This window comes from Collimonas sp. OK307 (genome assembly GCF_900113705.1).
Taxonomy (GTDB): Bacteria; Pseudomonadota; Gammaproteobacteria; order Burkholderiales; family Burkholderiaceae_D; genus Collimonas.
Window position 1 is genome coordinate 20112 of record NZ_FOQI01000016.1, and the last position, 20778, is coordinate 40889.

General features: G+C 54.6%; 20 protein-coding genes. 9 read left to right on the plus strand and 11 right to left on the minus strand.

What is annotated here, in order from left to right; translation table 11 throughout:
* Positions 1-218: 218 nt before the first annotated feature.
* A complete protein-coding gene (locus tag BM205_RS18795) occupies positions 219-1652 on the minus strand; it encodes a GGDEF domain-containing protein (RefSeq protein ID WP_092416393.1) in 1434 nt (477 codons plus the stop codon).
* 290 nt (positions 1653-1942) lie between these two features.
* Positions 1943-2509: a phasin family protein gene (locus BM205_RS18800; protein ID WP_092416394.1), complete on the minus strand. Its 567-nt coding sequence runs from the start codon at positions 2507-2509 to the stop codon at positions 1943-1945.
* Positions 2510-3089: 580 nt separating this feature from the next.
* On the opposite strand from BM205_RS18800, the gene BM205_RS18810 reads away from it, so the two are divergent.
* Entirely contained in the window at positions 3090-4160 is a 1071-nt protein-coding gene (locus tag BM205_RS18810) for a hypothetical protein (protein WP_092416396.1), read from the plus strand.
* A gap of 128 nt (positions 4161-4288) precedes the next feature.
* On the opposite strand, the gene BM205_RS18815 is transcribed toward BM205_RS18810, so the two are convergent.
* Positions 4289-5053 (minus strand): MHYT domain-containing protein, encoded by a 765-nt coding sequence (locus BM205_RS18815; protein WP_092416397.1) that lies wholly within the window; start codon positions 5051-5053, stop codon positions 4289-4291.
* 406 nt (positions 5054-5459) lie between these two features.
* On the opposite strand from BM205_RS18815, the gene BM205_RS18820 reads away from it, so the two are divergent.
* Both BM205_RS18820 and BM205_RS18825 read left to right on the plus strand, forming a co-directional pair.
* Positions 5460-7352: an ATP-binding cassette domain-containing protein gene (locus BM205_RS18820; RefSeq protein WP_092416398.1), complete on the plus strand. Its 1893-nt coding sequence runs from the start codon at positions 5460-5462 to the stop codon at positions 7350-7352.
* An 87-nt stretch (positions 7353-7439) separates the two neighbouring features.
* The gene (locus tag BM205_RS18825) at positions 7440-8030 is read left to right on the plus strand and encodes a GNAT family N-acetyltransferase (RefSeq protein ID WP_092416399.1); all 591 of its coding nucleotides are present in this window, start codon (positions 7440-7442) and stop codon (positions 8028-8030) included.
* Here the strand turns inward: BM205_RS18825 and BM205_RS18830 are convergent.
* Positions 8027-8881 (minus strand): SirB1 family protein, encoded by an 855-nt coding sequence (locus BM205_RS18830; protein ID WP_092416400.1) that lies wholly within the window; start codon positions 8879-8881, stop codon positions 8027-8029. The two genes, BM205_RS18825 and BM205_RS18830, sit on opposite strands and share 4 nt — an antisense overlap.
* 110 nt (positions 8882-8991) lie before the next feature.
* Positions 8992-9456, minus strand: coding sequence for a MarR family winged helix-turn-helix transcriptional regulator (locus BM205_RS18835; protein ID WP_092416401.1), 465 nt, complete (start codon positions 9454-9456; stop codon positions 8992-8994).
* Between the two features lie 38 nt (positions 9457-9494).
* Here BM205_RS18835 and BM205_RS18840 point away from each other — a divergent pair, with 38 nt between their 5' ends.
* Together BM205_RS18840 and BM205_RS18845 are read left to right on the plus strand one after the other, a co-directional pair.
* Positions 9495-10235 carry a siderophore-interacting protein gene (locus BM205_RS18840; protein ID WP_092416402.1) on the plus strand — a complete coding sequence of 247 codons (741 nt, stop codon included), beginning with the start codon at positions 9495-9497 and terminating at the stop codon, positions 10233-10235.
* A 45-nt stretch (positions 10236-10280) separates the two neighbouring features.
* Positions 10281-10940: a class I SAM-dependent methyltransferase gene (locus BM205_RS18845; RefSeq protein WP_092416403.1), complete on the plus strand. Its 660-nt coding sequence runs from the start codon at positions 10281-10283 to the stop codon at positions 10938-10940.
* A gap of 14 nt (positions 10941-10954) precedes the next feature.
* Here BM205_RS18845 and murJ read toward each other — a convergent pair whose 3' ends face one another.
* Positions 10955-12505, minus strand: a complete 1551-nt coding sequence (gene murJ, locus BM205_RS18850) for a murein biosynthesis integral membrane protein MurJ (RefSeq protein ID WP_092416404.1) — start codon at positions 12503-12505, stop codon at positions 10955-10957.
* Between the two features lie 349 nt (positions 12506-12854).
* Here murJ and rpsT point away from each other — a divergent pair, with 349 nt between their 5' ends.
* Entirely contained in the window at positions 12855-13124 is a 270-nt protein-coding gene (gene rpsT / locus BM205_RS18855; protein WP_092416405.1) for a 30S ribosomal protein S20, read from the plus strand.
* Between the two features lie 164 nt (positions 13125-13288).
* Here the strand turns inward: rpsT and BM205_RS18860 are convergent, their stop codons facing one another.
* From BM205_RS18860 to BM205_RS18870, 3 genes are all read right to left on the minus strand, one after another.
* Positions 13289-13750 (minus strand): DUF192 domain-containing protein, encoded by a 462-nt coding sequence (locus BM205_RS18860; RefSeq protein ID WP_175511326.1) that lies wholly within the window; start codon positions 13748-13750, stop codon positions 13289-13291.
* Between the two features lie 148 nt (positions 13751-13898).
* A complete protein-coding gene (locus tag BM205_RS18865) occupies positions 13899-14126 on the minus strand; it encodes a hypothetical protein (RefSeq protein ID WP_092416406.1) in 228 nt (75 codons plus the stop codon).
* A gap of 149 nt (positions 14127-14275) precedes the next feature.
* Entirely contained in the window at positions 14276-14842 is a 567-nt protein-coding gene (locus BM205_RS18870; protein WP_092416407.1) for a pseudouridine synthase, read from the minus strand.
* A 192-nt stretch (positions 14843-15034) separates the two neighbouring features.
* On the opposite strand from BM205_RS18870, the gene icd reads away from it, so the two are divergent.
* Positions 15035-16288: an NADP-dependent isocitrate dehydrogenase gene (gene icd / locus BM205_RS18875; protein WP_092416408.1), complete on the plus strand. Its 1254-nt coding sequence runs from the start codon at positions 15035-15037 to the stop codon at positions 16286-16288.
* A 127-nt stretch (positions 16289-16415) separates the two neighbouring features.
* On the opposite strand, the gene BM205_RS18880 is transcribed toward icd, so the two are convergent.
* Positions 16416-16619, minus strand: a complete 204-nt coding sequence (locus tag BM205_RS18880) for a transcription antiterminator/RNA stability regulator CspE (RefSeq protein WP_009665919.1) — start codon at positions 16617-16619, stop codon at positions 16416-16418.
* 338 nt (positions 16620-16957) lie between these two features.
* Here BM205_RS18880 and clpS point away from each other — a divergent pair, with 338 nt between their 5' ends.
* Both clpS and clpA read left to right on the plus strand, forming a co-directional pair.
* A complete protein-coding gene (gene clpS, locus BM205_RS18885) occupies positions 16958-17266 on the plus strand; it encodes an ATP-dependent Clp protease adapter ClpS (protein WP_014007243.1) in 309 nt (102 codons plus the stop codon).
* Positions 17263-19563 (plus strand): ATP-dependent Clp protease ATP-binding subunit ClpA, encoded by a 2301-nt coding sequence (clpA, locus tag BM205_RS18890; RefSeq protein ID WP_092416409.1) that lies wholly within the window; start codon positions 17263-17265, stop codon positions 19561-19563. Before clpS ends, clpA begins: the two co-directional genes overlap by 4 nt.
* A 103-nt stretch (positions 19564-19666) precedes the next feature.
* On the opposite strand, the gene BM205_RS18895 is transcribed toward clpA, so the two are convergent.
* Positions 19667-20767, minus strand: a complete 1101-nt coding sequence (locus BM205_RS18895; RefSeq protein ID WP_175511321.1) for a M48 family metallopeptidase — start codon at positions 20765-20767, stop codon at positions 19667-19669.
* Positions 20768-20778 lie beyond the last annotated feature (11 nt).

A 20778-nucleotide genomic window follows, 5' to 3' on the forward strand; every position in this document is an offset into this window, starting at 1 on the left:
CACCAGCGCCGAAAAGAATTTTCATGTTACAACCTGCAATACGGACAATGATGGTGCAGGGGATTGGTCGGATAGAGTTACACCGAGCATTTATTCGACCGGCTAGTTCATATCTTTGACGATCTGGTTCGCGGGAATGAGGATTCTCATTTGTTATTGTTGTTCTAATCGATTGGAACGTGCTGGTACTAATGTTTTCGGCAATTTCAAAATAATAATCAGGACAAGAGGGGCTGGTTGCCGATTTGGATAGCTGTGACTACGCGATTGCGCCCTTGGTGCTTAGCGTCGTATAGTCGCTCATCGGCTGCGCTTACGATCGCGTCTATGGTGTCCCCGTCGCGGCCGAATTGTGATACGCCGATGCTTACCGTGACCGGGATTTGTCGCTGTCGGCCACTCTCAAATGAACTACTTGCAATGGATGCTCGGAGGCGCTCGGCGACATCACGCGCGGCTTCGAGAACAGTCCGCGGCAACAGCACCATGAACTCTTCTCCCCCCACTCGGGCGACACCATCATACGGCCGGATCGCATCGAGGCATCTCTGCACGAATCCCTTCAGGATGTCATCGCCAGCCTGGTGGCCGTAGCGGTCGTTGATGACCTTGAAATTATCCAGATCGAGTGCCAGAACGGAGAACGGCTCGCCACCACGATGAATCCGGGCCATCTCGGCTTCGACCTGCTCGGTGAACCGGCGTCGATTGTCCGCGCCGGTCAGCGGGTCGGTTGCCGCCAGGCGCTCGAGCGTTCGATTGGTGCGCTCAAGTTCGCGTAGTGCGTTCTCAGTTCGCGCCATTGCTTCGGCGAGCCTCGCCATCATTTCCTCTTGGCTGTATATCGTCGAGAATGACCGCGTGGTGAGGAATGCTTGCACTACCCCATAGCTCAGCAGGAAAAATCCGGCGGCGAAAATCGCGTGCGCGAGCCACCACATATGATTCCAAGGGCGCCCGAGGATGAACGCGAGAGAGGCCAGTGCGAACGCCGTTACAGAGATGGCGAAAATCGTCATGAGCGGCGAACGGATTTGGCGTTGTAGGAGCACCGTCACATTCAATGCGGAAAAAACGAGAGCCCCACCTTCCATCGACAGACGCACCGCAGGATGGCCGGCGATGGTTGAATTCGCGACATACGCCACCCCCAGGTCCACCAGTACGAACAGTCCTATCCACGTCAACCACGACCGGGGTTGTATGCGCTGGTCCACGGTGTCAGACGGACGATGGTACGACAGTAGCGCGACGAATAACAGGATTGCCATGACCAAACGTGAGGCGGGGCCATACAGCAGGAATAGCCAGAGGTTGTGGTGTGCGAGTCCCGTGAACGCGCCATGCAGCGCATAGATCAACACAAAGCCGAGAAAGCCTAGCGTCATCCAGCGAAGTAGCGGTTCCCCCGATGACCGGTAGCAGCGCCACGTTACGTAGGTCACAAACAGCCCTTCCACGGTGGCTGCCGCGATCGCGATGACATGGAACGCATGGTTTTCGAATTTGAGAGCGGGATCCTGAAAAAAAAACAGGTAGGTAATCAGATAGGCTGGAAGCAGCGCAAAACATGCAAGGAGAGCGCTCGCATAGACTTTGGTCACGAGCCGGACGGCCACTGACGTTTCGTCTGCAACAATGATATCACTCATGTGCACCTCCGATTTTTGCCTACACTTAGCAAACACTGAGCCAGTGCTTGCTGCTCAGCCGCGCACAAGCGTAAATGACGATGTTTAATACAAACATAGTACGACGAAAAACTTGCCGAATATCATTATTTTTAATAAATCAGTTTTGCTGAGAACAAAACAAAGTCAAGGTCCTTTTGCTTGCAATGTTCATCATTCCTAGCGCTTGCCGGCCTGTGGCAATCAGGGGGCGATAGTGGGGAAGGGAATCGAACACGTGTCTGGAGCCAGGACATCGATTCCCCTACCGATTACTTCTTGGTCGAATGCGCTGCACTCTTAGTAGCGGCTTGCGACAGTTGATCGACGGCGTTGTTGACGTTGGTTTCCAGCGTTTCAACAGCTTGCTTGGTGCTCTTGGCTAACTGTTCGTAACCGGCGTTGGCGCTACCGATTGCCGATTTGACGAACGCCACTGCGCCTTCTGCGCCTGGCGGCACGTTTTTCGACGCCTGGTCAACGAACTCGATGATTTTACGCTTGGCTTCCGCAACCTGGGCTTCAGCAACCTTGGCCAGCTCGGCCTGTGTGCTGGACGCGATGCTGGCGAAATGACGGCCGTAAGCGATGGTTTTTTCCGCGTTCGGCTGGGCCAGTGCTGCGCTCAGCGTGAAAAATTCTTGCGGATCTTTGGCCGCAAAGAGTTTCCGAGTGGTAGCGGTCGACTCTTGCAGCGAAGCTTTACCAGCGCTCAGGTTGAGCTCGATCAGCTTTTCGACGCCAGCAAATGCTTTGGTCGTGAAATCGGTATACAAGGCCAGATTAGCTTCAAAATTGGCTTTGGCGGCGGCTGAAAATTGTTCTGCAACGGTAGACATGGCTTCTCCAAGGAGTCGGTGTTGTAAAAACAGATGACATTAGTAGGACGACGAAAGGTGGCTAAAGACTAGCCGTTGGTTGCAGAGTGCGATGGATTGAAATGGTGCATTGTGCAGCGCACAAATATGATTATAGATTTTGGTGGCCAGATGTCTAGCTGGTAGTTTTGACAGTGCTGACTACATTCTTAATGGAACGATAAGGCGTTTAGGGGCTGTAGTTTCACACGACGTTCGCAATCTCGCGCTCATGGGCGAAGTTCAATGCGTTGTGAATGCAACGACCGATCCAATCAGGGGATGATTGTATTTTTACCAGTATGCAGAGTCGTTGCTCATGGTGGTGTTGCCTTGTGGATGCTATCTATGGGGGACATATGCCGCAATTCGAGATAGAGTGCAAAGGGCACGCGATCAAAGTCGCGAGCACGATCGTCAGGGGCGGCAAGTATCGTTGGCCGGTTTTGAGGAAGCATCGGTACATGTTGATTATGGGAATGTTTATTTCCCAAATAAAAAAGATGAAACAAAATCACTTTGCATCGCTCTAATAAATGAGCTCCCCCAATAGAAAGCGGCTATGTCTAAGAAAAAAAACGAAGCAATTTGTAGTTTTGCGCTGGCATGTACGTTTCTTTGCTGGCATTCCCTCGCTCTGGCAGAAGACGTCACGACTTTGCCACCATTGGCGCCGGCGCCTGATAACAGCTACGTCTCGGCTGCGCTCGGTAACGGTATACTTTACGGCACCAGCCTGGATACCCAGAAGCCGATGCGTTGGCGCGCTGCGGAAATCAGGTTCGGACCGGCCATCGATCTGTTCGGACTGGCCGCTGGCGGACATCTGCCAGCGGGCGGCAGTACCCGGCTCGACTATGTGTATTACAACGAAGGTCATCCCGACAACAATCATCGCGACGGTTACGCAGCGCAGATGGTCTACCGCCAAAAACTGCATCCCGATTTTGACCTTGAACTGGGCGCCGGACCGTATTTCAGCATGAACAGAACCACCGTCAACGGCACGGAAATAGACGATAGGCGCTTGGGCGGTTTGTTTTCGGTGGCGCTGCTAGCACGCCTGGATCAGCTATCGCCCGGCCTCAGCATCCGGCTGGCATACAACCACGTGCTGACACCGGGCGCGCCTTCGTCGGATGCGTTCCTGGTCGGTATCGGCAAGGAACTCGGCGCCACGCATGTGAACGCGCCGGATGCGGGCGGCGATCACGGGTTGTGGCTGGCGGCGTTAGGTGGTTTTGCTCAGACCAATCAGTCGGGTCCGGGTAAGCGGCTGAGCTACGCGCTGGAAGCAAAAAAATACTACGGACCGTGGGCCGCTTCAGTTTCCGCGATAGAAGAAGGGGATGACGGCGTGCGCGTGAATCGGCACGGGATTGCCGCGGAAGGCTGGTATGTGCAGCCGATTACAGAACACTGGGATATCAGCGCCGGCGCCGGACCCTATCTGGCGGTCAATCAGCGCGATTCGGGCAACTGGAAAGTAAATGGCTTGATCAGCTTGCAGGTTGGGCATGACTTGGGCAAAGGCTTCAGGGGTTTCGCCGATTTCGGCCGGGTAGTCACCTTCAGGAACAAGAATGACGCCGATCTGATGACAATCGGCATCATGAAGCGTTTTGACATGTAGCGCGGCGCCGGGCCGTAATAGATGGTTTAACAGTTATTCACAAAATTGGTCTTTTTTTAGAAAAAACACTGCGGAATCAAAGTAACAAGGCATATCCTGCCGCCGTGTTGCCACGGCTGCAGGTGTGTTCATCGCAAGGTGTCGACCAATTTGTTTTCGTCCATGCTGCGCCCCAGCACCACCCAGAAAATGCACAGGGACAGCAAGCCGGCGACCGCATAGACCGAAACGTCGAGGTAGTTGCCGCCGATTTTCAGCGGGATCAACGGGGCGTCGCTGGTGCAGATCATGTTGGCGGCAAACATGCCGACGTAGTGCATGCTGCACACCGCCAGCGCCATCACCAGCGCCGCTATCACCCTATGCAACAGCCGGGTCAGGTTGAAAGCCAGCCATAACGCAGCAGAGGCGGCGGCAATCGCAATGACTATCGAAATCACGACGATGCGCGGATTGAGCAGCATGGTGGCGCGCAGGTTCATCGCATACATGCCCATGTAATGCATCACGCATACACCCACCCCGGCCAGCATGCTTCCCGCCAGCCAGCCGGATACCTTGAACTTGCCGTGGCCGCCGGCCAGGTAAAGCGCGATGCCGGAAATTACGATCGCAGCCAGCAACGATGCCGCGGTGAGCACCACATCGTAGGCGATCGGCACGGTCAGGCGATACGCTTGCATGGCGAGGAAATGCATCGACCAGATGCCGATGCCGCCAAGCGAGGCAGCGGCGCAGATAGTCATGCCGAAATCCAGCGTGCCATCTTTGCGAAACATGGATTTGGCGCATTGCAGGGCTAGCAATGCGCCCCAGAATGAGATCATGTATGACAGTAAAACCAGTGGCGCGTCATATTTTGGTATTAGTAGCTGCCCTAGTAGTGGGTCCATGGTTTTCTCCCTGTTATATGCATGTGAGGGGCAAAAGGCTGTGTGCGCTTTGCCCTTGTCTTTACAGTGATATTATTTTTCTAAAATCAGCTCAGATTACCTACGCCATGGCACAGCGCCAGCTCTAAGATTTATGTTTCTATGTGGAAATAATATAAATCTCAATTTTCTTCTTGGCAATGTATTTTTATAAATATTTTGTAACGCCGTATTGCAGGACAAAAAGACCCGTGAGCAGGGAGGGCAGCAGCCCGGTGAGGGTGTCAGCTTTGACAAATATACGACCAGATCTCCGAGGTTAGGTACAATGTGCGGTTCATTCATCCAATTGACTGCGTGATGCCGCTTATGTAGCTATCTGGCGTAGCGCTCTGCAGATCTTTCTTTTTCTGGTTTCATCCAAATTATGGCTGTCATTTCTATCTCCAATGCGCAACTCGCCTTTGGTCACGTTGCATTGCTGGATCGCGCGGAATTTTCCCTGGAGTCGGGGGAGCGGGTCGGCTTGATCGGCCGTAACGGCACCGGCAAATCGTCGCTGCTGAAAACCATCGCCGGCGTGTCCAAGCTGGACGATGGCTTGATGGTGATGCAGCAAGGTATCAAGATCGCCTATGTCGATCAGGAACCGCATTTCGAATCCGAGATGTCGGTGTTCGACGCAGTTGCATCCGGCATGGGCGAGATGCAGGCATTGCTGAACGAATACGATGCGCTGACCGGCCAGTTTGGCGGCGATAACGATGATGCTCTCCTGGAACGCATGCACGAGATACAGAGCAAGCTCGATGCCGCCGACGCCTGGAGCCTGAGCAACAAGGTCGAGACCACGCTGGATCGTCTGAACCTGGATAAGAATCTGCTGATGGGCCAACTCTCGGGCGGTATGCAAAAGCGCGTCGCGCTGGCGTGCGCACTGGTGAGCGCGCCTGATGTGTTGCTGCTCGATGAGCCGACCAACCATCTGGATTTCAGCTCGATCATGTGGCTCGAGGGTTTGCTGCGCGACTATAAAGGTAGCGTGCTGTTCATTACCCATGATCGTAGTTTCCTGGACAACGTCGCGACGCGCATCATCGAACTGGATCGCGGCCGCATCCTGTCTTTCCCCGGCAACTTCACGGCGTATCAGGTGCGTAAGGCAGAGCAGCTGGAAAACGAAGAAGTCGAGAACGCCAAGTTCGACAAATTCCTGGCACAAGAAGAAATCTGGATCCGTAAGGGCGTGCAAGCGCGCCGCACACGCGACGAAGGCCGCGTCAGGCGCCTGGAAGCTTTGCGGGTTGCGCGTAGCGTACGGCGCGATCAACAAGGCCAGGTCAAGCTGGATGTGTCGTCGGGCGAGCGCTCCGGCAAGATCGTCGCCGAGCTGACCGATGTCAATAAATCCTATGGTGAAAGAGCGATCGTACGCGACTTTACCGCCACCATTTTGCGAGGCGACAAGGTTGGCTTGATTGGCCAGAACGGCGCCGGTAAGACCACTTTGCTGAAGCTGATTCTTGGTGAAGATCAGCCGGATAGCGGCTCGATCAAGCAGGGCACAAAATTGCAGATCGCGTATTTCGACCAGATGCGCGCGCAGCTGAACGAAGACGCCAGCCTGGCCGACACCATTGCGCCGGGTAGCGACTGGGTTGAGATCAACGGCCAGCGCAAGCATGTGATGACTTATCTGAACGATTTCCTGTTCGCGCCGGAACGCGCACGCTCGCCGGTGAAATCGCTGTCCGGTGGTGAGCGCAATCGTCTGCTGCTGGCGCGTTTGTTTGCCAAGCCGGCCAACGTGCTGGTGCTGGACGAGCCGACCAACGATCTGGATATCGATACGCTGGAATTGCTGGAAGAATTATTGGAAGACTACAACGGCACCGTGTTCCTGGTCAGTCATGACCGTACCTTCCTCGACAACGTGGTGACTCAGGTGATTGCCGCCGAAGGCGACGGCATGTGGCGTGAATATGTCGGTGGCTATACCGATTGGGAACGCGTGCGTCCGACGCAATCGGCAGTGATTGCCAAAGCCAAGGCGGAAGCGAAAGCGGAGCCGGCTCAACCTGCCGCCAAGCAGAAAAAACTCAGCTATAAAGAGCAACGCGAGCTGGAAGAGTTGCCGTTGCTGGTCGCCAAGCTGGAAACCGAACAAAAAGCCATTTCAAGCCAATTGGCCGATCCTGATTTGTACAAGCAAAAGCCGGATGAAGTGAAACGCCTCAACGACAGGTTTGCTGAAATCGACGGCTTGCTGCTAGAGAGCCTGGAGAAGTGGGAAGTGATCGAGGCGCGCACCAAGGGCTAAGCCAGCAAGCAGTGGCGACAGGCGGGAAGGCAGTGACGCATTCAATCAGGATTTCTAGGTAACCTTTTATTCAAGGGCGTAGTTTTAATGAGAGAAACAACAGCTTTCCCTTCTATCCAGACCGAACGCCTGCTGTTGCGCGAGATAGTCGAACGCGATGCAGAGCAGATATTTGCCATGCACGGCGACCCTGATCTGATGCGTTGGTTCGGCAGCGATCCATTAAAGGACCTGGCAGCGGCGCAGGGCTTGATCAAGCGATTTGCCAGCTGGCGCCTCGACGAAAATCCTGGCGCACGGTGGGGAATTCAAACCAGCGAACAGAATCAGCTGCTGGGTACATGCGGCTTGTTCAAGTGGGACAGGAACTGGCGCAAATGCATGATCGGCTATGAACTCTCGGCACATGCCCGGAAACAGGGATTCATGCGGGAGACATTGGCAGCAGTGATGACCTGGGGTTTCGCACAGATGGCGCTGAATCGCATCGAAGCCATGGTGCATCCGGATAACCAGGATTCTCTCAAGCTGCTGCGCCAACTCGGGTTTGTCGATGAAGGCCGCCTGCGCCAGGTTGGTTACTGGGGCGGCCAATACCATGACATGCTGCAGCTATCGCTACTACGCAGCGAGTGGCCGGCCGCCAATGTCCTGGAAACTAATAATTCAAGCAACTAATTCAGACGCCGGCAAGCCTCTCGCAATTCGATGGCTTGCTGGTACAAGGCAGCCGCATCAGATGCATGCGGCCGTTGCGCCAGATAATTTTCCAGGTCTTCCAACGCCGCTTGCGGGCAATCCAGCTGCGCGAACGCTAGTCCGCGGTCGCGCCGTTCCACTGCGTCGCCGGGCAACAGGATCAAGATCCGTTGCTGTACTTCCAACAGCCGTTGCCAGTGATTGCTTTGCTGGTAGATGGCTTTCAGATTCCGCAACATGCGGACCAGGATGTCGTGCGGGTGGGCGATCTGCAGGTAGCTGATCAGCGAGAGCCGGCTGGCCGCTCTTTCTTCCTCGTTTTCCGTGGGCAGATACGGCTCCAGCCGTTCTTCCAGTTCTTCGCGCGACAGGCTGGCGCCATTGCTCGGATCGATCATGATGTCGCCGGAAGGCACCGTGAGTTTCATCAGGAAATGGCCGGGGAAGGATACGCCTTTTACCGGCAAGCCTATCTGCTGCGCCAGTTCCATGTAAATCACTGCCAGCGAAATCGGAATGCCGCGTCGCTTGGCGATGACCCGGTGCAGATAGCTATTGTCAGTGTCGTAATAATGATTGACGTTGATCGCGAATCCCAGCTCCTGGTAGAAGTACTGATTCAGCTGACGCAGTTTCTGGATTGCAGAAGCGTCCGACGGCAAACGCTGGCGCAAGGTATTGGCCAGCCGGTCAATCTCATCCTGGGGCGCGTTGAAATCCAGCTTGGGATAAACATCCTGCGCGATCGCCAGTGCTGCTTCGAATAAAGGAACATCGTTGGCTTGTTGCACCAGCGCAGTGAAGTAATCTAAGGATGTGGTCGTCGTCATGACTCTATCCTAGCAAACTATTTTCCCTAGTGCGATAGAAGAACCGCTGTGAGTCGTTCTGGGTCGCTATGTTGTCGCACAACAATACTTGGACATTTTCCCTGAAAAACTCAGGCGTCCAGATTGTTTTTCAAACGATTCAAAAGCGCCAGCAGTTCGCGCTGCTCTTCCGGCTGCATGCCTTGCACCGCTTTTGCATTGAGCCGCCTGGCTTGTTGTTGCAGAGCACGTTGTACTGACTGCCCGGCATCGGAAAGCGTCAGCCTGGTGTTGCGCCGGTCGGTTTCATCGGCCTCGCCGGCGAGGAGTCCGCGGTCGCGCAAGCCCTTTATCAGCCGCGCCAGCTGGGCCTTGTCGCGTCCGGTTTTGCGCGCCAAATCACTTTGCGTCGCCCCGGGGTGATGGCCGAAATAACTCAGCACCTTGCTTTCCATGTGAGTGACGTCGTGCGGGCCGTCGCGCAGCACCTGGTACTGCTGCGAACGATATTGATGCATGACGGTATGAATCAGATCCAGCGCGCCTTCTTCCGGATTTTTTTCTAAATGGTTGACTTTGTCATTTGATTTGCGCATTATAGGAGACATTATCAATCAATTTCAAGGATGGTCACATGATTATAGACCCGCCCGTCAGCCGCGTACAACGACTACGCCATGAGATCAAGCGACGTGACCTGCAGGTAGTGCGGGTTGCATCTGTCAGTCCGCATTTTCGCAGCGTGACGTTCGCCGGCGAGTCCTTGAGCGACTTCATCAGCGCGTCGTTCGACGACCACATCAAACTGATTCTGAACTCAGACAGCGATAGCAAGGATTGGCGCGACTATACCCCGCGGCGCTACGATGCCGCCGCAGGCGAACTGACGCTGGAATTCGCGCTGCACGGCGACGGCCCTGCCGCCAGCTGGGCGGCGCAGGCGAGTGTAGGCCAGCGCGCCACCATCGCCGGGCCGCGCGGCTCGTTCGTGATTCCGCCAGACTACGACTGGCATCTTCTATGCGGTGACGAGACGGCCTTGCCGGCGATCGCGCGGCGACTAGAGGAGCTTCCCGCCAGCGCACGCGCCATCGCGGTGATGCTGGTGCCGGATGTCAGCGATCGCCGCGTCTTGCAAAGTGCGGCGACCGTCGATATACATTGGGCCGGTGACACGGCACAATGGATAGATGCAGTCCGCGCGTTGAATCTGCCGGACGGCGAGGGCTATACGTGGTGCGCGGGAGAGGCGGGCGCCATTGCGACACTGCGCCGCGTGCTGGTGGAAGAAAAGGGTGTTGGCCGCCACGCGATTCGCGCCGCAGCCTACTGGAAGCGCGGAGCCGTCGCCCATCATGAGAACCTGGGTGATTAAGAACAGGGCTTCACGCTTATTATTCTTATTCAGGAGAACTAAGACATGTCTGACCGCACACTCAATCTGGACGATAAGCTCTACCAATATGTATTAGATCATTCGATCCGCGAACATCCGGCGCAAAAGGCTTTGCGTGACGCTACGCGCAGCCATCCGTATGCGGGCATGCAGATTTCGCCCGAGCAGGGGCAATTCATGGGGCTCCTGATCAAGCTGATGGGGGCGCGGCGCACCATTGAAGTGGGTGTCTTCACCGGCTACAGCGCGCTGGCAGTGGCGTTGGCCTTGCCAGATGACGGCAAGTTGCTGGCTTGCGATATCAGTAACGAATATACGCAGATCGGCCAACCGTTTTGGGAGCAGGCGCAAGTCAGGCACAAGATCGATTTGCAGCTGCGGCCAGCGTTGGAGACGCTCGATGCGCGCCTGGCCACGGGCGAAGCCGGTCAATACGACTTTGCTTTCATCGATGCCGACAAGACCAGCTATGACGGCTATTACGAACGTTGCCTGCAGTTGCTGCGGCGCGGAGGGTTGATCGCCATCGATAACACTTTATGGAGCGGCAAGGTGGCGACACACGATACCAGCGCCGATACGGTCGCTTTGCAAGCGCTGAACATCAAACTGCATCAGGATGACCGCGTCGACCTGTCGCTGTTGCCGATCGGCGACGGACTGACGCTGGCACGCAAACGTTGACTTAACGTGCAGTATTAACGCGCAATACGTTTGAAATCGCCGAAACGGAATCCCATCGCCAGCAGCGCGCCAAAATAAGTAATACCGCAAGCCGCCAGTACCGCACACAAGGCGGCAATGCGCGCCAGCGAACTGGTATGCGGTCCGGTCCAGTCGAATTGCTGGCTGCACCACAGAGCCACGGCCGCCATCAGGAACAGGGCACCGAGCAGGCGCATGAAATAGCGGATCCAGCCAGCCTCAGGTTTGTATATGCCGCGTCGCATCAGGCTCCATAGCAGGAAGCCGGCGTTCAGGCAGGCGCCGACGCTGATCGACAGCGCCAGGCCGGCCACTGCAAAAATCGGCACAAAGACGTAGTTCATCAATTGCGTAGCGATCAATACGCCGATCGCAATCTTGACCGGGGTACGGATATCTTGCTTGGCATAGAAGCCGGGCGCCAAGATTTTCACCACAATCAGACCGATCAGGCCGACGCCATAGGCAATCAGCACCTGGCTGGTGACCGCGACCGAGGCCGCATCGAATTTACCGTGCTGGAACAGCGTCGCCGTCAGCGGCACTGCCAGGGTAGCCAGGCCGACTGCAGACGGCAAGGCCAGCAAAAAGGTGAGGCGCAGGCCCCAGTCCAGCAACGACGAATACTCGCGGTGGTCTTTATCCGCATTGGCTTTCGACAAGCTAGGCAACAAAATGGTGCCGAGGGCAACACCCAGCAATGCAGTCGGGAATTCCATCAAGCGATCGCCGTAGGTCAGTAGCGAAACACTCCCGTGTCCCAGGCGCGAAGCGATATTGGTATTGATCAGTAAGCTCAACTGAGCGGCAGATACGGCAAATACCGCAGGCCCCATTTTTTTCAACACCCGCTGTACGCCGAGATCACGCAAGCCGATCATCGGATTGAGCGCGATCCGCGGCAGCATGCCGACCTTGATCAGTGCCGGCACCTGGAGCGCAACTTGCAATACACCGCCGACCAGCACCGCAAATGCCATCGCATAGATGGGATGTTCCAGATAGGGGGCGACAAATAGCGAAGCGACAATGAAAGCCAGGTTAAGCAGTACCGAGGTGAAAGCCGGAATCTTGAATTCATGCCACGTATTCAGAATCCCGCCGGCCAGGGCGACAAAAGACATGAAGCCGATGTAGGGAAACATGATCCTGGTCATGAAAACCGAGGCATCGAATACTTCTTTGTTGTCTTTCAGGCCCGTGGCGATGAAATACACCAGCACCGGCGTGGCCAGGATGCCGATGATGCAGGTGAATAACATGGCCCAGGTCAGCACGGTGGCGACATGATCGACCAGTTCCTTGGTCGCGGCCTCGCCTTTCTGGTTTTTGTATTCGCCCAGGATGGGCACGAAGGCTTGCGAGAAAGCACCTTCGGCAAACAGCCGGCGCAACAGGTTGGGAATGCGGAAAGCGATGGCGAAGGCGTCTGTGTAGCCGTCGGCGCCGAATGCGCGCGCGTACAGGATTTCACGAATCAGGCCCGTTACACGCGACACCATGGTCATGCCAGAGACGGTGGCAAGCGTTTTATGCAAGTTCATGGAGCGGCATTATAGCTGTAGCAGATCGCCTGCCGCAGGATCGCCTGCCGCAACTTTCTCAGGATTTGGAAAATAAGGAAAATTTTTGCCGTGTTTGCAAGAATTTGCTTACTGCCGGCATAGACTGTTGATTGTGATAAAGTTTGGGCCGGAATGTTCCCGCAGCAATACAATATTGGATTGCCACTCTTGCAACTGTGCTTTCTTGCGACAGAATTGCTGCCAAAGCAAGGGGAGTTTGCCTGTTTGAGAAAAACTGGTTATAATCCGTGGCTTTACAGAATTCTGCGTCGCGGTCTGGTTTGTTTATGCCGCGTAAGCATTCCCGACCTCGTTTTAGGAAATATAAATGGCAAATACCGCACAAGCACGTAAGCGTGCTCGTCAAGCAGTTCAGCAAAACCTGCACAACTCCAGTCAGCGTTCGACCCTGCGTACAGCTATCAAAGCTGCTCGCAAGGCAATCGATGCTGGTGGCGACAAAGCTGCTGCAGCGCTGGTTCTGCAAAAATCCGTATCGATCATCGATCGTATCGCGGACAAAAAGATCATTCACAAGAACAAGGCTGCACGCCATAAGAGCCGTTTGAACGCTGCTCTGAAAGCGCTGGCTGCCTAATAGTATTTGACTGGCAGCCCCGGCTGCCGGTTTTTACTAGATTGTTGTTGGAATAAGAAAAACCCTGCATAACATGCGTTATGCAGGGTTTTTCTGTTTTGTTTTGTTTTTTAGTCACCCCGGTGGCAAGCACCTGCAAATGCTCAGGCTGCCGCCGGTGACGTTTATAGCTGTGGCAAACCCTGGATCACGGCGCCGGCTTTGATATTCTTGTCCTTGAACCAGCTCTTGTTCATCTCCAGCGCATAAGATGCGGCGCCCTGGGCGCAATGCGAGTCCAGCGTCTGCGCTTTCATTTCCTCGACATTCAGGATAGTGCCCTTTGCGTCGATGAACGCGACTGACAGCGGGATCAGGGTGTTTTTCATCCACATGCAGATGCCTGCCGGATTATCGAACACAAATACCATCCCTTCGTTGCTACCCATCTTCTTGCGGAACATCAGACCTTGTTCGCGTTGCGCATCTGTGTGCGCAACCTCGGCCTTGATCACGTGGATGCCGATATTCAGGGAGGTGGTCGGGAGTTGCTGGCTTTCTTGCGCTGCTGCCGGCAATGCGGCAACGGAGAAGATTGCGATGGCTGCAAAGGCTGCGGAGAGGTATGTGGCGCGAATTTTTCTCATGTTATTCATGTTGTAGAAGCTCCTTTAGGATGCGGAGATTATACAGAGAGGTAATTCGACAGCGGGGTGTCCGCGGCGGATATTAATTGTTTCAGGACGTAAAAAAAGGCAGGACGCGCCTGCCTTTCTGTTGAAGCTGATGCTGGAATTACTTCGCAGCAGGAGCGGCTTCAGCTGCTGGAGCTTCAGCCTTTGCAGCTTTAGCTTTAGCTGCTTTTTTAGCCTTCTTGACTTTGTGTGTTGCCTTCTTGGCGACAGGAGCCGATGCTTCAGCGCTTGCGGCTGCAGGTGCAGCAGCTGCTGCAGGGGCTGCGTCAGCAGCGAAAACGGAAGTAGCGAACAGGCCAGCAATCATAACAGCGATCAGTTTTTTCATTTTTCAAATCCAGTCAAGTTAAGCGAGTTAATCAATCAATGATTCACTTGAATCACTGCAATTAACGACGCTGGTAAACCGATGGTTGACATCTTTTTTTAAAAAAAACGGAAACCTGTATCAATTTGTATCTGCGCTGCTTTCCGCCATTATTTTGAGTCGGTCAGATCGGCCGGGCTGATTTCAACCGACTCGCCCGGCCATAGCGGATGGCTTTGCAGCGATACCTGGCCAATCGAGACCCGCACCAGCCGCAAGGTAGGTAATCCCACCGCCGCTGTCATGCGTCGCACCTGGCGGTTTTTTCCTTCGGACAGGGTGAGCGCCAGCCAGCTGGTGGGTTTGTCCTGGCGCTGGCGTATCGGCGGATCGCGCGGCCATAGCCAGTCCGGTTCCTCGATTTGGCGCGCCTGGCACGGCTTGCTGTGGAAATCGCCGAGATCGACCCCGTTCCGTAAATGCGCCAGCATGGCCTGGGTCGGAGCGCCTTCGACCTGCACCATATAAGTCTTTGGCTGTTTCAGCGCAGGGTGGCTGATGTTGTGCTGCAGCTTGCCGTCATCGGTGAGTAACAATAATCCCTCACTATCGGCATCCAGGCGTCCGGCCGGATAGATATCGGGAATCTTGATATAGTCGGCGAGCGTAGGGCGGCCGGGGTGTGCTGAGAACTGGCACATCACTTGAAATGGTTTGTTGAATAAAATCAGGGGCATATACCTAGTATACAGCTTGAATACAGCTTAACCACCGTGTCAGGCACGGCGCCGATGTCGCAAAAGCATAGCGTCTAGTAAAATACTAGTGCATAATGCGAAATGCTTGTCTTATGTCTTATATAAGACTAACTGTGTTTCAAATCCAACCGCACTGGTAGCTTTTACCTCCTCAACTCCGGAGATACACTGATGTCCCAACATATCAAAGTGCCTGCTGAAGGCAAAAAAATCACCGTCAACGCCGATTTTTCGATCAACGTTCCTGACAATCCAATCATTCCTTACATCGAAGGCGATGGCACTGGTGTGGATATCAGCCCGGTCATGATCAAGGTAGTGGACGCTGCTGTGGCCAAGGCATATGGCGGCAAGCGCAAGATCAGCTGGATGGAAGTGTTTGCAGGCGAAAAATCGACCAAGGTGTACGGTCCTGACGTCTGGCTGCCGGAAGAAACCCTGGCCGCGATCAAGGATTATGTCGTATCGATCAAAGGCCCGTTGACGACACCAGTTGGCGGCGGTATCCGTTCGCTCAACGTCGCTCTGCGCCAAGAGCTGGACTTGTATGTCTGCCTGCGCCCGGTGCGTTACTTCAAGGGTGTGCCTTCGCCAGTGCGTGAGCCAGAGAAGACCGACATGGTGATTTTCCGCGAAAACTCGGAAGACATCTATGCTGGTATCGAATGGCAAGAGGGCAGCGACGGCGCCAAGAAGCTGATCGAATTCCTGATCAAGGAAATGGGCGTCAAGAAGATCCGTTTCCCGAACACCTCCGGTATCGGCATCAAGCCGGTTTCGCGTGAAGGCACCGAGCGTCTGGTACGCAAGGCGATCCAATACGCGATCGACAACGACAAGCCATCCGTCACCATTGTCCACAAGGGCAACATCATGAAGTTCACCGAAGGCGGATTCCGTGACTGGGCATACGCGCTGGCGCAAAAAGAATTCGGCGCTGAATTGATCGATGGCGGTCCATGGGCGAAATTCAAGAACCCGAAGACTGGCCGAGAAATCATCGTCAAGGATTCGATCGCTGATGCATTCTTGCAACAAATCCTGTTGCGTCCAAATGAATACAGCGTCATCGCCACCCTGAACCTGAACGGCGACTACATCTCCGACGCCCTGGCGGCACAAGTCGGCGGTATCGGCATCGCTCCTGGCGCCAATCTGTCGGATTCGGTGGCCATGTTCGAAGCAACCCACGGTACTGCGCCAAAATATGCCGGCAAAGACTACGTCAATCCAGGTTCGCTGATCCTGTCGGCGGAAATGATGTTGCGCCACATGGGCTGGCTCGAAGCTGCAGACCTGATCATTGAATCGATGCAAAAATCGATCACTTCGAAAAAGGTCACCTACGACTTCGCACGCCTGATGGAAGGTGCAACGCAGGTTTCTTGCTCCGGTTTCGGCGAAGTATTGATCGAAAACATGTAAGTTTGCCATTGTTGCAAAAAAAGCCAGAACATGTTCTGGCTTTTTTTTTCGCGCATTGATTGCTACAAATAAAAAAACCTCACCGCAGTGAGGTTTTTTACAAAGACCACTTAACTCGATAACTGAATTAAGGAGCCTGGATGTTAGAAGCTTGCTTGCCTTTAGGGCCTTGCGTGACTTCGAACTGGACTTTTTGACCTTCTTTGAGGGTCTTGAAGCCGTTCATCTGGATTGCGGAAAAGTGTGCAAACAAATCTTCACCGCCGTCATCCGGAGTGATAAAGCCGAAGCCCTTAGAATCGTTGAACCACTTGACTGTACCTGTTGCCATAAAATAGCGTCTTTCAAATAATAACAATCACACGAGCCGTAAAAGCAAGAAGCCTCGCGTAACGCTGCCCCTCCTAGAACTTGCTCACTTCTATTAACAAGCCGAAACATGCTTATTAATGAATGTCATTGTTCGCGTTAAAAATAAAAAAGTCAAGTAATTTCCATTATGCAATTAAATTTGTGCATACGCATCGTTTTCTGCTCTTGATTTAATCTCTTCTATCGTCATCTGCATAGCAATCGGAAAACGCGTAATATCAACATTAGTATCGATATAAACACTATTTATTCAGAGTTGCGCGTTGCGCATTTGGCGGAAGGTTTTAGAATAGGCGCATGGTAACCAAGCACGAAGACGGGACAGTAGCGACGCGGCAAGAGCAAAAGCTCAAGCCGCCTCCCATGTATCAGGTATTTTTGCTTAATGATGACTACACGCCAATGGAATTCGTGGTCGCCATTTTGCAGGAATACTTCAACAAGGATCGCGAAGCCGCAACGCAGATAATGTTGAAGGTGCATCGCGATGGCAAAGGCATGTGTGGTGTGTATCCTAAAGATATTGCATCCACCAAGGTTGAACTGGTATTAACGCACGCACGCAAAGCAGGGCACCCCCTGCAATGCATGATGGAGGAAGCATGATTGCGCAGGAACTGGAAGTAAGTTTGCACATGGCGTTTGTCGAAGCACGACAAGCAAGGCACGAGTTCATCACGGTTGAACACCTGCTGCTGGCATTGCTCGACAACCCGTCCGCGGCAGAAGTGCTGCGTGCGTGTGCGGTCAATATTGACGATATGCGCAAGACATTGGCTATCTTCATTGGCGACAACACGCCGACGGTGCCGGGTTCGAATGAAGTGGATACCCAACCTACCCTGGGTTTCCAGCGCGTTATCCAACGCGCCATCATGCATGTGCAATCGGCTTCCAACGGTAAGAAGGAAGTGACCGGCGCTAACGTGCTGGTCGCCATCTTCGGCGAGAAGGATTCGCATGCTGTGTATTACCTGCATCAGCAGGGCGTGACGCGTCTCGACGTGGTCAATTTCATTTCGCACGGTGTGCGCAAAGATCAGCAAGCCGATGCGCAGAAATCTTCGGAAGGCGCGGAAGAAGTGCAAGCCGAAGGCCAGGCTAAAGAAAGCCCGCTCGACCAGTTTACGCAAAACCTGAACAAGCTGGCGACCGAAGGAAAAATCGATCCGCTGATCGGCCGCGAGTACGAGGTCGAGCGCGTGATCCAGACCTTGTGCCGTCGCCGCAAGAATAATCCGCTGCTGGTCGGCGAAGCCGGTGTCGGCAAGACTGCGATTGCAGAGGGACTGGCATGGCGCATTACTCAGGGTGAAGTCCCTGAAATTTTGCAAAATGCGATTGTCTACTCGCTCGACATGGGTTCGCTGCTGGCCGGTACCAAATACCGCGGTGATTTCGAGCAGCGCCTGAAAGCGGTGCTCAAGCAATTGAAAGACAGTCCGCACGGCATCTTGTTTATCGACGAGATCCATACGATCATCGGCGCCGGTTCGGCTTCCGGCGGTACGCTAGATGCGTCCAATCTGTTGAAGCCGGCTTTGTCCAGCGGCCAGCTGAAATGCATCGGCGCGACTACCTATACAGAATTCCGCGGTGTCTTTGAAAAAGACCATGCGTTGTCGCGTCGTTTCCAGAAAATCGATGTCAACGAACCGACGGTAGAGCAAACCGTGCAGATCCTGCGCGGCTTGAAATCGCGTTTTGAAGAGCATCATGGCGTGAAGTACTCGGCTTCTGCGCTGACCAGTGCGGCCGAACTGGCGGCGCGTTTCATCAACGACCGTCATCTGCCGGACAAGGCGATCGACGTGATCGATGAAGCTGGTGCGGCGCAACGCATCCTGCCGAAGTCGAAACAGAAAAAGACTATAGGCAAGGGCGAGATCGAAGACATCATCGCCAAGATTGCGCGGATTCCACCGCAGTCGGTCAACCAGGACGATCGCAGCAAGCTGCAAACCATCGACCGCGATTTGCGTAATGTGGTGTTCGGCCAGGATCCGGCGATCGATGCCCTGGCATCGGCGATCAAGATGGCGCGCGCAGGATTGGGCAAGACCGACCGGCCGATTGGTTCTTTCCTGTTCTCCGGTCCGACCGGCGTCGGCAAGACCGAGGTGGCGAAGCAGCTGGCATTTATCATGGGCATCGACCTGATCCGTTTCGATATGTCCGAATACATGGAGCGTCACGCGGTGAGCCGCCTGATTGGCGCGCCTCCGGGTTATGTCGGTTTTGACCAGGGCGGTTTGCTGACTGAGGCCGTGACCAAGAAGCCGCATGCGGTATTGCTGCTGGATGAAATTGAAAAAGCCCATCCGGACATTTTCAATATCCTGTTGCAGGTGATGGATCACGGCGCATTGACCGACAATAATGGACGCAAGGCGGATTTCCGCAATGTGATCATTATCATGACCACCAATGCCGGTGCAGAGAGTCTGCAAAAACGTTCGATCGGTTTCACCGAGAAGAAAGAAGCCGGTGACGAGATGGCGGATATCAAGCGTATGTTTACGCCTGAATTCCGCAACCGCATCGATTCCATCATCAGCTTCCGTGCACTGGATGAAGAAGTCATCTTGCGCGTGGTCGACAAGTTCCTGATGCAACTGGAAGAGCAGTTGCATGAGAAAAAAGTGGAAGCGGTTTTCACCGAGAATTTGCGGAAATTCCTGGCCAAGAAGGGTTTCGATCCTTTGATGGGCGCGCGTCCGATGTCACGTCTGATCCAGGACATGATACGCAAGGCGCTGGCAGACGAACTGTTGTTCGGCAAGCTGGTGACTGGTGGCCGGGTGACCGTCGATCTGGACGACAAGGATCAGATCAGCCTGGACTTTGCAGAAAAGGATTCGTCCTCGCCTGCGGCGCCTGAGGAAACGGTAGAAGTGGAATAATTTCGGGAATACTCCCCGATTCCCGCTCGTAAAAAAAAGCCTGAAATCACGTGAGTGATTTCAGGCTTTTTTGCAGGGTGGGCATTTTGCCCACGCTACATTCCTACGGCAGTATCGCCGTGTCGGTGGCTTGCTTGGCCTGGATATCCGTTACGGCTTGCTGGATCGCCGATAACCGATAGTCGGTGCCCGGATGAATCGCTGTGTAGCCATTCAGCGCGCTGGCCGGATAGGTGGTTGCCAGCCGTTGCCAGAAAGCTGCAGCATTGTCGACCTTGTAGCCGGCACGCGCGACCATGTACAACGCCAGCTTGTCAGCCGCCGCATCCATCTGTTGCGGGTAAGGCTTGACGCCGGCCATACCGTTCAATGCCGCTGTATCCGGCCGCAAGCGGATCAGATTGTCGATGACGCCGGTCATGGTGGCAGTGCTGCGTTGGCGCGCCGGATGGGTCAGCGTGTTGTGCGCCATTTCCTTGGCAATCACCAGGGCCAGTTCATCGTCGTTCTTGGTGAATTTCATCATGCCGCTGCTGATCAGCACACGTCGGCCGTCGGCATAGCTGATCACGTTCTCGGTATTGCCGAGTTCGATGCCAAAGGCGCAGGCACGGGTCAGCGGGATGCTCATGGTCTGGTTGTTGCCGTTGCGCGCAACCGTCAGCTTGATACTATTGCGGCCGTTCACCAGCGGGCCCAGCAGCAGGGCGGTCTGGCGTTCAGCATCGGCACCCGTTGGCACCGGCTTGTCCTGGATCGTTACCAGCTTGTCGCCGCGTTGCAGGCCGACCTTGGCGGCGCCGCTGCCGGCCAGCACGCCGGTCACTTCCAGTTGATCGCTCAGGCCCAGGGCAGCTGCCGCATCAACGAATTCTGGCGTATAGGAGTATTTTGTCTTGGCGGTGAAACCGAGCAGGTTACGTGCATTGTTTCTGCACAATACTGCGTTATTCACCAGCAAAGGAGCGGCGACGTCGTACAAACGGTCTTGCAAGCCGATTAACGCTTTCAGCTCCGTTTGCTGTGGCGACTGTGTCGGCGCTACAGGTTTGGGAGAGACTGTCGACGCAGTCCGTGGCGACGTGGTGCCTGTACCGGGCTCCTGCGTGGCACAGGCTGCCAGAAACAGCACTGGCAACGTCAGTGCTGCATAACGTTTGGCGCCTTGCCATCCGGCGCCGCGCGTCAAATTCGTCAATCTCATTAATTTCTCCA